The following is a 13,369-nucleotide window of genomic DNA, read 5'->3' as shown; positions in this document are numbered from 1 at the left end:
ACCTAAGACCGGCCGGCGGCCTGGTGGTCGTTCTCGGCCAGGGAAAGGAAGAAGTGCCGGACGTCCTCGGCGAGCAGCTCCGGCACCTCCATCGCGGCGAAGTGGCCGCCGCGCTCGAACTCCGACCAGTGCCTGATGTCGTACAGCCGCTCGGCCAGCGGCCGCACCGACTGCGTGATGTCGTGCGCGAACACCGCCACGCCCACCGGCACCGGGCACGGCTCGGTCCCCCGTGGTGTCTCGCGGGTCAGCCGCGCCGAGGAGGCCGCGGTGGCGGTCAGCCAGTACAGCGAGATGTCGGTGAGCATCCGGTCGTCACTGATCTGCGAGCGAGGGTCCGTCCACTGGGCGAAGCGTTCGGCGATCCAGGCCAGCTGGCCGACCGGTGAGTCGGTCAGTGCGTAGCCGATGGTCTGCGGGGTGGTGGCCTGCAGAGCCTGGTAAGGCGGACGGTTCGCCATCAGCTCCCTGACCTTGTCCAGCCGGGCCTCGTCCGCTTCGGACAGTTCGACGCCCGCGTCCGGGACCGGCCGGGTGGGCAGGTAGTTGACGTGCACTCCGACGACCTGCTCGGGCGCCACCGCGCCGAGCGCCGTCGAGATGCCCGAGCCGAAGTCGCCGCCCTGCGCGCCATAGCGCTCGTACCCGAGACGGCGCATCAGCTCGGCCCAGGCCCGCGCGACCCGGACGATGTCCCAGCCGCGCTCGTGGGTCGGCCCGGAGAAGCCGAAACCGGGGATGGACGGGATCACCAGGTGGAAGTCGCGCGACAGCGGCTCGATCACGTCGAGGAACTCCAGGAACGAACGCGGCCAGCCGTGGGTGAGGACCAGCGCGAGCGCGTCCGGCTTCGGAGACCGGACGTGGACGAAGTGGATGTTCTGCCCGTCGATCTCGGTGGTGAAGTGCGGTAGCTCGTTGAGCTCGGCTTCGTGCTCGCGCCAGTCGTAGCCGGTGCGCCAGTATTCGGCCAGTTCCTTGAGCCGGGCCAGCGGGAAGCCGTAGTCCCACCCGGCGCCTGCGACCTCGTTGGGCCAGCGGGTGCGGGAGAGCCGGTCGGCCAGGTCGTCGAGGTCTGCCTGGGGGATGTCGATGCGAAACGGCTTGATCATGGTTTGACTCCAGCGGATTCACCCGTCGCCCGAATGTGTGGGCAACCAACGTTGGCGGCGCCAACGTTACCACGATCATTGGCGCAACCAACGATCAAGGGGCCTGCGTGTGCGGTCAGGGCTTGAGGCGGGCCCAGAGCCACGTGCGGCCGGACGGGTCGGGGGTGTGACCGCACCCGACGGCGAGGGCCGCGATGATCGGGTTGGCCGACGACGCTGCCGAGGTGTGGGAGATGGCCCTGCTTCGTGATCCCGGACGGCACTTTCGCTCCTCGGGACCTCGACGTCTACGACAACGGCGACTCGTGGTCGGCGCCGGACGGCATCGCCATGGTGGTGGAGGTGACCTCCTCGCGGCCGGGCCCTGGCCGAGAGGCCAAGCGGTACGGGTACGCGCGTGCCGGGATCCCGCTCTACCTTCTGGTGGAGCGGGACGAGGTGCGGGTGATGCTGTTCAGCCAGCCTGACGGTAAGGACTACGCGCGCACCGATCAGGTGCCCTTCGGGAAGGGGTTGGCGCTCACGGAGCCGTTCGGGTTCGAGTTGGACAACGCTACGTTCGCCTAGCGGGTGGTAGCCCGGGTGGGTCCGGTGTCCCGGTGGTCAGCGGCGTCTCGTGTGCGTCTCAGCCGTAGCGCTTCAGTTCGTGGAAGAAGTCGGGGACGGTGTGCAGCGCGCCCGACGAGGAGACCTGGTCGTAGACGTACTTCGCCACCGCCAGGTCCAGGACGCCGAGGCCGAACGGAGAGAAGATCACCGGCTTGTCGGCCGGTGGCCTGGTCGCCCCGGTGAGGACGTCGTACAGCGTCCCGGCGACGAAGTCGCGGTCGCCGACCTTCTGCTCGGCCAGGTGCGGGGACGTGTTGGCCTTCATGCAGTGCTCGACGTCGTCCACGACGTTGTACGCCGACAGGATGATCTCGGGGGAGAGGTCCCGCAGCGACACGTGCAGCACGAGGGGGTTGTGCGCGAACCAGGCCGGGTCGGTCACGTGCGGCTCGCCGGCGACGGTCGCGAAGACGACCAGGTCGGACGAGCGGATCAGCGACTCCGCCGACTCGTGGATCGTGATCTCGCCCTTCTCCGAACGCCCCAGGTACTCCTCGAACCCCTCGGCGTGCTCCCGAGAGAGGTCGTGAACGCCCAACTCGTCGAACGTGAATCCGTTGCCCGCCAGGTACGTGTGGATGTAGCGCGCGATGAGCCCGACCCCGATGAAGCCGACCCGGCGCGGGCGGGAGCCGCGGGCGTCGGCGAGGGTGGCGGCGGCCAGGGCGGCGGACGCGGCGGTGCGGGCCGCGGAAATGATGGAGCTCTCCAGGCACGCGAACGGGTAGCCGGTGTCCGCGTCGTTCAGGATCAGCACGGCCGACGCGCGCGGGATGCCGTTCGCGACGTTGCCGGGGAAGCTGGAGATCCACTTGATGCCGTGCACGCCGACGTCGCCCTTGACCGAGGCCGGCAGCGCGATGATCCGGTCGGACGGCCGGTCGGGGAAGCGCAGGAAGTAGGAGTCCGGGTTGACGGTCAGCCCCTCGCCGTGCAGCCGGTAGGCCGCCTCGACCATCCGGGTGACCTGCTCCTCGCGCCCGGCGACCGCCTCGTGGACCTGGGCGCCGGAGATCACGGCGAATGCTGGGGCCTGCGTCATGGTGGGAAACTCCGTGTTTTCTCGATGATCAGTCGTCGAGGATAGCGGCGGGGTCGGAGAGCAGGTCGCCGAAGTGCTCGCGCAACCAACTCTCCTCGTAGATCGAGTCCAGGTATCGCTCGCCGAAGTCGGGGGCGATGGCCACCGCGACGGGGTCCTCGCCGGGGTACTTGGCGTCCAGCCAGCGGGACGCGCCGGACACGACGGTGCCCGTGGAGCCGCCGAACAGGAACCCGCGGGACGCGAGGGCGTGGACGGTCCGGATCGTGTCCGGCTCGGCGACGTGGACGACGTCGTCGATGAACGACTCGTCCACCAGTGCCGGCATGCTGCTCGTACCGAGCCCCGGCACCATCCGCCGCTCCGGCATGCCGCCGAACGTGACCGAGCCGACCGCGTCGACCGCCACGATCGTGACGGGGCGCCGGTGCTCGCGGAAGTAGCGGGCGCAGCCCATCAGCGTCCCCGTCGTCCCGGCGCCGACGAAGAGAACCTCCAGGTCAGGGAACTCGCGGTCGATCGCCGGAGCGGTTCCGCGGTAGTGGGCCATCCAGTTGTTGCGGTTGGCGTACTGGTTCAGCCACACGTACCGCTCGTCCGACTCGCACAGCTTCCGGACGTAGTCGATGCGGCCGCCGAGGTAGCCGCCGTTGGCGTCCTTGTCGGACACGACGCGGACCTCGGCGCCGAGCGCCCGCATGACCCGCATCGAGGCCGGGTTGCACCGCGGGTCGGTGACGCACACGAACTTCAGGCCCCGGCTCGCGGCGATGAGGCTGAGCGCGATCCCGAGGTTGCCCGACGACGACTCGACGATGATCGAGTCGGGGGTGAGCGCGCCCTCGCGCCCGGCCGCCTCCACCATCGCGGCGGCCGCCTTCAGCTTGACCGACCCGGCGAAATTGAAGCCCTCGCATTTGAGGTAGAGCGGCCGGTTTATGACATGCCGCAGATCGACGTAAAGGTCGTCGACATTGAAATCCTGCGGCGAGGTGATTATCGGCACGCGTCCACCCTCAAATGAAGAAACAATTCCCTCATCGTCCCCCGAGTTCGCCGCCGGGCCTCACGCCAGAGCCATGCGGAGCATCACCGTACCCGCGAGCAAGTTGCCGTCGCAACCCCCTACTTACTCATTGGTAGGTTGCATTGCGAGGTGCTTCTGACCGGCGCCGGACATAAGCTATGGCCGCTGCTTGTAATGCTGTTACAGCGGAGTGGTTCTACATCACGGAGTGTAATGATGACTGCTCGCGGACCCGTTGTGGACCGGCTGCTCCCCCTGGCCGGGCTGCCCGCACTGGAGGTGCCCGCGGCGGAGGTCGAGCGGGCCCGCGAACTGGTCGCCCGGCACGGGATGCTCCGCGAGCAGGAGATCGACCTCGCCGATCCGGTCATCACCCGGGTGGAGCGGTTCGCCGCCGAGCGCGACCGTCCCGCGGTCACCGACGAGCGCCGCTCGCTCTCCTACGCCGAACTGGCCGCGGAGGCCCGCCGCCTCGCCGCGCTGCTGGAGGCGGAGGGCGTCGAGCCGGGCACGGTCGTCGGCGTCGGCGGCGAGCGCCGCGCCGCGGTCATCGCCGCGTTCCTCGCGATCGAGCTGATCGGCGCCCTGTACGTGCCGGCCGACGAGACCTGGCCCGCCGGGCGCGTCCGCGACGTCCTCGACCAGGCGGGCGCGTCCGTGCTGGTCACGGTGGACGCGCCGCGGACCGCCCCGGCCCTGCTGGAGGGCGCGCGGGAGGCCGGCTGCCGGGTCGTCGACGCGGCGGCCGCGGACGCTCTCGCGCCCTGGGCGGGGGAGCCCCGCCTGAACTCCCTCGACCAGCCGCGCTACGTCCTGTTCACCTCGGGTTCGACGGGGCGTCCCAAGGGGGCGGTCGTCGAGCACCAGGGGATGCTCAACCACCTCTGGGCGAAGATCGTCGACCTCGAGCTGACCGGCGCGGACGTCGTGGCGTTCACCGCCCCGCTCGGCTTCGACATCTCGATCTGGCAGATGCTGTGCCCGCTGCTGCTCGGCGGCCGCGTCGACGTGATCGGCGACGGCGTCGGGCACGACCCGGAGGCGTTCGCCCGCGCGGTGGACGGCCAGGGCATCACGATCGTCGAGCTCGTCCCCACCATGGTCAGGCACCTGCTGGACGACCTGACCCCCGGCTCGCTGACCGGCCTGCGCTGGATGATCGCGACCGGCGAGGAACTGCCCGCCGAGCTGTCCCGCCGCTGGCTGGAGGCGATGCCGCACGCCCGGCTGCTCAACGCCTACGGCCCGACCGAGTGCTCCGACGACGTCACCCACCACACCGTGACGGCCGGTGACCTGGAACTTCTCCGCCTGCCGATCGGCGGCCCGATCGTCAACGCGCGCCTCTACGTGCTGCGCGAGGAGGCCGAGGGCACGTGGGCGGCCTGCGACGTCGGCGAGACCGGCGAGCTGTTCGTCGGCGGCGTGGTCGTCGGCCGCGGCTACCTCGGCGACGACGAGCGGACCCGCGAGGCCTTCTACCGCGACCCGTTCGACGCGTCGTCTCCCAGCGGCCGCCTCTACCGGACGGGCGACGCGGTGAAGCTGCTGCCGGCCGGCGCGGGCGGCGAGGACCGGCCCACCCTGCAGTACCTCGGCCGCGTCGACCGGCAGGTCAAGATCGCCGGGGTGCGGATGGAGCTGGGCGAGATCGAGGCGGTCCTGCAGCGGCACCCCGGGGTGGGCGCCGCCGCGGTGGTCGTGCACGAGTACCCGTCCCGCTGATGATCACGGTGGGTGATCGGAGTGGGCCGATTCGGTTGTCAACCCTTGTCATCCGATGAGCGTCGCGGCCGGGTCGGCCCAGGGTGCGGGTCGGCCGTTTTGTCACTCCTGTTAGCAATGGGACCGGCCAAGTTCTACTTTTGAGGGGATTGCGAGGCATGTGACAGGCTGGTTGACTGTGACCCCGCTACTCCTGAGTAGAACGTGGGTCGAAGGCGGTTCCGGCCGAGAGCGGAAAGTGGCGGCGCTCTGTATTGGCGGGACCACAGGGCGTTGACTCCGGGATAACGCGGGATGGCGTTCCCGGCGGTGGCTCGGGGTGAAAGGGGACGGGGAAAGTCCGATCAGTTCTGTGGTCATTCTCGTTGATTCTCCGCCCGCCGGGGCCGTGGCTCCGATGCCGGGCGTAAAGAAACCCCCCCTCGACCGGGAAAGTGCCGCTTGATGTCCATCGAGTTCGTTCCTCTTTCGGCCGCTCAGCAGAGCGTCTGGTACGCGCAGCAGCTGGCGCCGGAAACGCCGATTCACATCGCGCAGTACATCGAGATCGAGGGGCCGCTCGACCACGAACTGTTCGACCGAGTCGCACGGATCGGCGCGCACGAGGCGATCGGGATGAACGCGCGGCTGGCGGAGGCGGACGGAGTCGCCCACCAGATCCTGGACCCGGACGCCGCCGTGTCGATCCCGCTGGTGGATCTCTCCGGCGAGCCCGACCCGGACGCCGCCGCGCGGGAGTGGATGAGGGAGCGGATGGCCGAGCCGCTGCCGCTGGAGGGCGAGCGGCTCTTCACCACGGCCCTGCTGCGGCTGGCGCCCGACCTGCACCGCTGGTTCATCCGCGCCCACCACATCATCCAGGACGGCTACTGCGGCTCGCTGATCAGCCGCCGCGCCGCCGAGATCTACACGTCGCTGGCGAACGGGGGCGAGTACGTCCCGGGGGAGCTCGGCGACTACCGGGCGGTCCTCGCGGCGGAGGAGGAGTACCGGGCATCGGCGAAGTTCGAGCGGGACCGCGCCTACTGGACCGAGCGGTTCGCCGACCGTCCGGTGGCGGTGTCGCTGTCGGACGAGATGGCCGAGCCCACCGCCGACTACCGGAGCCTGGTCGGCGTCGTCTCGCCGGACGAGACCGCCGCGCTCGTGGCCGGAGCGCGTCGCCTGCGCACGGCGACGCCGGGTCTCGCGATCGCCGCGACCGCCGCGTACGTGGCGCGGATGACCGGCGCCGAGGATGTCATCCTCGGGCTCGCCGTCAGCGGCCGTACGTCCCGGCTGGCGCTGGAGACGCCGGCGATGCTGTCCACGATCCTGCCGTTGCGGGTCCGGGTCCGCCCGGACGCGACGGTGGAGGAGCTGGTCCGCGACGCGACGCGGGCGACCGCGCGGGCGCTGCGGCACCAGCGCTACCGGCGCGACGACCTGCTGCGCGACCTGAAGCTGGTGGGCGAGCGGCACCGGCTGCACGGACCGGTCATCAACATCATGGCCTTCGACTACCGGCTGGACTTCGCGGGCCTCCCGGCGCGGATGCACCCCATCACCACCGGGCCGGTCGACGACCTGTCGATCAACATCTACGACAACTTCGACGGCGCCGGAATGCGCGTCGACTTCGAGGCGCACCCGGACCTGTACACCGAGGACCAGGTCTCCGCGCATCTGGACCGCTACGTCCGGTTCATGCGCGGGCTGGGGGCGGCGGACCCCACCACGCCGCTCCGCGACGTGGAACTGCTGGACGGCGCCGAACGGTCCCGTGTGCTGGAGGAGTGGAACGACACGGCGCTGACCGTCGAGCCCGCCGTCGTTCCGGAGCTGTTCGAGGCCCAGGCCGCCCGCACTCCGGACGCGCCCGCCGTCACGCACGCCGGGACGACCCTCACCTACCGGGAACTGGACGAGCGCGCCGGCCGGCTCGCCCGCCGCCTGATCGGCCGCGGCGTCGGCGGCGGGGACTTCGTCGCCCTGGCCCTCCCGCGCGACGAGAAACTGGTCGTCGCCGCGCTCGCCGTGCTGAAGGCGGGCGCGGCCTACCTGCCGATCGACCTCGCCTACCCGGCGGACCGCATCGCGTTCATGCTGGACGACGCGTCCCCGGTCTGCGTCGTCACGACCTCGAACGCCGAACTGCCCGGCGCTACGCCCCGCATCGAGTTGGAGGCGTCCTCCCTCGACGGCACGCCCGGCGGTGCCGCGAGCGGCCCCGCCGTGGCGGACGCTGCCGTGGCGGGCGCCGTCGTGACCGATGCGGACAGGGTCCGCCCGCTCCGCCGCGGCGACGCCGCCTACGTCATCTACACCTCGGGTTCGACGGGACGTCCGAAGGGCGTCGTCGTCTCCCACGCCAGCGCCGTCGACCTGTGCGCGTGGGCGAGGAGGGACTTCGGGCCCGATCGCCTCGCCCGCGTGCTGTTCTCCACGTCGCTGAACTTCGACGTGTCGGTGTTCGAGTGGCTGACGCCGCTCACGATGGGCGGCCACATCGAGGTCGTCCGGGACCTGCTGGAGGTCGCCGAGCGCGGCGGCTGGGCCGGGACGCTGATCAGCGGCGTGCCTTCGGCGATGTCCGCCCTGCTCGCGGCGGGAGCCCCGGCGCTGGAGGCGGGCGACATCGTCCTCGCCGGGGAGGCGCTGCCCGCGAAGCTCGTCCACGACCTGCGGGCCCTCGTGCCGAAGGCCCGCATCGCCAACATCTACGGCCCCACCGAGGCGACCGTCTACGCGACGGCCTGGTTCGACGACGGCAACCTCGCCGGCCACGCGCCGATCGGCGGCCCGATCGCCAACACCCGCGCCTACGTGCTGGACGCGACCCTCAGGCCCGTCCCGGTGGGCGTGCCCGGGGAGCTCTACCTGGCGGGCGCGGGCCTGGCCCGCGGTTACCTGGACCGGCCCGCGCTCACCGCCGAGCGGTTCGTCGCCTGCCCGTTCGGGGCGCCCGGTGAACGCATGTACCGCACGGGCGACCTCGCCCGCTGGAACGGCGCCGGGCAGATCGAGTACCTGGGCCGCCTGGACCACCAGGTAAAGATCCGCGGCTTCCGGATCGAGCCGGGCGAGATCGAGACCGCGCTCGCCCGGCACCCCGCGGTGAGCCACGCGGTGGTGGTGCATCGGGAGGACCAGCCGGGGAACCCGCGGCTGGTCGCGTACGTGGTCCCGGAAGCCGACGCCGACGCCGACCCCGGCGAACTGCGGCGCTTCGCCGGCCAGACGCTGCCGGCGTACATGGTCCCGGCGGCGGTGGTGCCGCTGGAGGCGCTGCCGCTGAATCCCAGCGGCAAGCTCGACCGTGCGGCGCTGCCCGCTCCCGACTTCGCGGCGCGGGCGTCGGGCCGCGAGCCGCGCACCCCCGCGGAGAAGCTGCTGGCGGACCTTTTCGCCGAGGTGCTGGGCGTCGCGCGGGTCGGGGTCGACGACGGCTTCTTCGACCTCGGCGGCGACTCGATCATCGCCATGCGGCTGGTGTCGCGGGCCCGGCGGTCCGGTCTGCTGCTATCGCCGCGGGAGGTGTTCCTGCATCCGACGGTGGAGGCTCTCGCCCAGGTCGCCCGTCCCGCGGAAGGAGTCGCGGCGGACGGCGCGGCCGAGGAGTCCGGCGCGGGCGTGGGCGAGTTCCCGGCGACTCCGATCATGCGGTGGCTGCGGGACCTCGGCGGACCGGCCGACGGGTTCAGCCAGAGCGTCCTGCTGCGCACCCCGCCCGGACTGGGCGTCGACCATCTGACCCGTGCGCTGCGGGCCGTGCTGGACCATCACGACGCCCTCCGGACGAGCCTGCCCGCCGGCGGCGACCCGCGCATCGCCGCGCCGGGGACCGTCGACGCCGCCGCGTGCGTCCACCGGGTCGACGTCGCCGGAGCGGACGAAGCCGCCCTGGCCGAGACCGTCACGGCGCAGGCGGCACTCGCGCGCGGGCGCCTGGACCCCGCCTCCGGGACGATGACGCAGCTCGTATGGCTGGACGCCGGCCCGCGTTCGCAGGGCCGGCTGCTGGTCGTGCTGCACCACCTGGTCGTCGACGGTGTGTCCTGGCGGATCCTCCTGCCCGACCTGGTCGCCGCCTGGGCGGCGAGCTCCACCGGCGCGCCCGTCCGGCTGGACCCGGTCGGCACGTCCTTCCGCCGCTGGGCGCGGCGGCTGGCCGAGGAGGCCGTCGGCGACCGGCGGACCGCCGAACTCGGCCTGTGGACCGAGATGCTGCGGACCGAGGACCCGCTGCTCGGCGAACGCCGGCTGGATCCCGCCGAGGACACCCGCGGCACGGCCGGGAGCCTGACCATGGAACTGGACGAGGCCACCACGTCGGCGCTGCTGACCAGCGTGCCCGCGGCGTTCCACGGCCGGGTGAACGACGTCCTGCTCGCCGGGCTCGCCCTCGCCGTGACCGAATGGCGCCGCCGCCGGGGAGTCCGCACCCGGGACTCCGCCGTGCTGGTGGACCTGGAGGGCCACGGGCGCGAGGACCTGACCGCCGCCCCCGGCGGGGGCCACGGCGCCGATTTCGACCTGTCGCGCACGGTCGGCTGGTTCACCAGCATGTTCCCCGTCCGGCTCGACGCGGGCGCCGCGGAATGGAACGAGGTCCGCTCCGGCGGCCCGGCGGCCGGCGATGCCGTCCGCAGCGTCAAGGAGCGGCTCAGGGCGCTCCCGGACAACGGCATCGGCTACGGCCTGCTGCGCTACCTGAACGCCGCGACCGGGGCGGAGCTGGCCGCGCGGCCGGCGCCGCAGATGGTCGTCAACTACCTCGGGCGGGTCGAGGCCGGGGACGGCGACTGGAGCATCGCCGCCGAGGCGGGAGCGCTGGACGGCGGCGGGGACGCCGCCATGCCGCTCGCCCACACCGTGGAGATCGACGCGATCGCCCGGGACTCGGCCGCCGGTCCCCGCCTGTCGGCCACCTGGACGTGGGCGGCCCGCATCCTGGACGGCGCGGACGTCGCAGAGCTGGCCGCCGCGTGGTTCGAGGCCCTGCAGGGCATCGTCGCGCACGTCGCGGCGGGCGGGGGCGGGCACACGCCGTCAGACTTCCCGCTCGTCCCGCTGACCCGGCCGGAGGTCGCCGAGACGGAGGCCGCCCATCCGCGACTGGTGGACATCTGGCCGCTCTCCCCGCTCCAGCAGGGTTTCTTCTTCCACGCCCTGCTCGACTCGGGCTCCGACGTCTACACCGCCCAGCTCGTTCTGGACTTCGAGGGGCCACTGGACGCCGCCGCCCTGCGCGCGGCCGGGCAGGGGCTGACCGGCCTGCACCCGGGCCTGCGGGCCGCCTTCGCGCAGACCGGCGACGGCACCCCCGTGCAGATCGTGTACGGCGAGGCCGAAGCGCCCTGGCGAGAGATCGACCTCGACGGCGCCCGCGCCGATGAGGTCCGGCGGGTCATGACGGACGAGCGGGCCCGCCCCTTCGATCTTGAACGTCCGCCGCTGCTGCGCTTCGCGCTGCTCAGGCTCGGCCCCGACCGCCACCGCCTCCTGCTCACCGCCCACCACATCCTGCTCGACGGCTGGTCCATCCCGGTGCTGGCCGGTGAGCTCCTGACCCTTTACTCCGGTGGGCGGCCGGCGGGCACCGCGCCGTACAAGAAGCATCTGGCCTGGCTGGACGCCCAGGACCGCGATGCCGCCAGGGAGGCGTGGCGGGCCTCCCTCGAGGGGATCGCCGGGCCGACGCTGCTGACCCCGGCCGCCGCGGACCGCGCGCCAGTGCTCCCCGAGCACGTCGTTCTCGACCTGCGTCGCGACCTGTCGGACGGGCTGGCGTCCCAGGCGCGGCGGTACGGCCTGACCCTCAACACCGTCGTGCAGGGGCTGTGGGGGCTGCTGCTGGCGCGCCTCACCGGCCGCGACGACGTGGTGTTCGGCGCCACCGTCTCCGGCCGGCCACCCGAGCTTGCCGGGGCCGAGCAGATGGTCGGGCTGTTCATCAACACGCTGCCGGTCCGGGTCCGGCTGCGCGACGCCGAGACCCTCATGCAGAGCCTCGGCCGCCTCCAGGACGAGCAGTCGGCGCTGTTCGCGCACCACCACCTCGGACTGGGCGAGGTCCAGCGGGCGGCGGGGACCGGCCCGCTCTTCGACACCATGACGGTGTTCGAGAACTACCCCTTCGACGCGGCGCTGCTCGACGCGGCGTTCGACGGGGTCCGGCTGGCGGACGCGGACCTGATCGACGCCACCCACTACCCGCTGACCCTGCTCGCCGTGCCGGGCGAACGGCTCCGGCTGCGGCTGGAGTACCGGCCAGACGTGTTCGACCGCGCCACCGCGGAGCGGCTGACCGCGTTGTTGCACGGTCTCGTCGATACCCTCGTCGCCGAGCCGGAGCGTCCGGTCGGCGACATCGCGCTGTCCGGCGCGGGTGAGGTGCAGGCCGTGCTGGCCGGGCTCGGCGCCGCGGCCCCCGCCGCGCCCCGCCGGGGTGCCGCGCCCGGCGGCAGCCGCCTGGTCGCCTACGTCGTCGCCGCCCCGGGCGAAACCGTGGACCCCGAGGAGCTGCGCGCCCACGTGCGCGAGAACCTCCCCGAGTCGATGGTGCCCGCCGTAGTGGTCGTCATGGACGAGCTGCCGCTCACGCCCAACGGGAAGGTCGACACCAAGGCGCTGCCCAAGCCGGAGCTCGCCGGCCCCGGGGCCGTCTACCGGGCGCCGCGCGACGCCCGGGAGGCCGCGGTGGCCGACATCGTCGGCGACCTGCTCGGGATCGAGGCGCCCGGCATCGACGACGACTTCTTCGAACTCGGCGGCGACTCGCTCGTCGCGATGCGGGTGGCGACCCGGATCCGCCGGGTCCTCGGGGTCGAGTTGCCCGTCCGGGCCCTGTTCGAGGCGCCGACCATCGCCGGCCTCGCCGCGCGGGCGGCCGACCTGGACGGGGCGGCGTCCGGCCGCCCGCCGCTGGAGCCTCGCGAGCGTCCGGGCGTGGTCCCGCCCTCCTATGCGCAGCAGCGGCTGTGGTTCCTGAACCGGTTCGAGGGGCCCTCGGCGACCTACAACATGCCGGTCGCGCTGCGCATCCGCGGGCCCCTGGACGCGGCCGCGCTCCGCTCCGCCGTCGGCGACCTGGTGGAACGGCACGAGACGCTTCGCACGATCTTGCCGGACGCCGGGGGAGTGCCGCGCCGGCTCGTCCTGGACCCCGCCGCCGCCCGCCCCGAGCTGGAGGTCGCCGACACGGCCGAGGCGGAGCTGCCGGCGCGGCTCGCCATGGCCGCCGGGTACGCGTTCGACATCACCGCCGAGCCGCCGCTGCGGACCCACCTGTTCCGGCTGTGCCCGGACGAACACGTCGTGCTGCTGCTCATGCACCACGTCGGCGGCGACGGCTGGTCGATGGCGCCGCTCGCCCGCGACTTCGTCACCGCCTACGCGGCCCGCGCGGAGGGACGCGAGCCGCAGTGGGCGCCGCTGCCCGTCCAGTACGGGGACTACATACTCTGGCAGCAGGAACTGCTGGGCTCCGAGGACGATCCGGAGAGCCTGGTGTCGCGGCAGCTCGCGTACTGGCGGGACGCGCTCGCCGGGTTGCCGGAGGAGTTGCGGCTTCCGGCCGACCGGCCGCGCCCGGCGGAGGCGTCCTACCGGGGCGGCACGGAGCGCTTCCGGCTCGGCGCCGGCGTCCGCGCGGACGTGCTGAGGCTCACCAGGGAGACCGGCGCCAGCCCGTTCATGGTCATGCAGGCCGCCTTCGCCGCGCTGCTGACGCGGCTCGGCGCCGGGACGGACGTGCCGATCGGGTCGCCCATCGCGGGCCGCATGGACGAGGCGCTGGACGATCTCGTCGGCATGTTCGTGAACATGCTCGTCCTGCGCACCGACACGTCGGGGGATCCGTCGTTCCGGGAG

At 72.6% G+C, this 13,369-nt stretch carries 6 protein-coding genes; 3 read left to right on the top strand and 3 right to left on the bottom strand.

Annotated elements, in window-relative coordinates:
* Positions 1–2: 2 nt before the first annotated feature.
* Positions 3–1,112: an epoxide hydrolase family protein gene (locus SM418_RS03430; protein WP_371939026.1), complete on the bottom strand. Its 1,110-nt coding sequence runs from the start codon at positions 1,110–1,112 to the stop codon at positions 3–5.
* Between the two features lie 246 nt (positions 1,113–1,358).
* Here SM418_RS03430 and SM418_RS03425 point away from each other — a divergent pair, with 246 nt between their 5' ends.
* On the top strand, positions 1,359–1,679 hold the full coding sequence (locus tag SM418_RS03425; RefSeq protein WP_371939025.1) for a Uma2 family endonuclease: 321 nt from the start codon (positions 1,359–1,361) through the stop codon (positions 1,677–1,679).
* Positions 1,680–1,737: 58 nt separating this feature from the next.
* Here SM418_RS03425 and sbnB read toward each other — a convergent pair whose 3' ends face one another.
* Complete coding sequence (sbnB, locus tag SM418_RS03420; RefSeq protein WP_371939024.1) at positions 1,738–2,763, bottom strand: 2,3-diaminopropionate biosynthesis protein SbnB; 1,026 nt, start codon at positions 2,761–2,763, stop codon at positions 1,738–1,740.
* A 28-nt stretch (positions 2,764–2,791) separates the two neighbouring features.
* Positions 2,792–3,769, bottom strand: coding sequence for a 2,3-diaminopropionate biosynthesis protein SbnA (gene sbnA, locus SM418_RS03415; protein WP_371939023.1), 978 nt, complete (start codon positions 3,767–3,769; stop codon positions 2,792–2,794).
* A 258-nt stretch (positions 3,770–4,027) separates the two neighbouring features.
* Here sbnA and SM418_RS03410 point away from each other — a divergent pair, with 258 nt between their 5' ends.
* Together SM418_RS03410 and SM418_RS03405 are read left to right on the top strand one after the other, a co-directional pair.
* Positions 4,028–5,515, top strand: coding sequence for an amino acid adenylation domain-containing protein (locus SM418_RS03410; protein WP_371939022.1), 1,488 nt, complete (start codon positions 4,028–4,030; stop codon positions 5,513–5,515).
* A 444-nt stretch (positions 5,516–5,959) separates the two neighbouring features.
* The coding region (locus tag SM418_RS03405; RefSeq protein WP_371966043.1) for a non-ribosomal peptide synthetase at positions 5,960–13,369 on the top strand (7,410 nt) is incomplete at its 3' end.

The organism is Actinomadura chokoriensis (assembly GCF_041463665.1).
Lineage (GTDB): Bacteria > Actinomycetota > Actinomycetes > Streptosporangiales > Streptosporangiaceae > Spirillospora > Spirillospora chokoriensis_A.
This window is presented reverse-complemented; position numbering and strand designations above follow the sequence as displayed.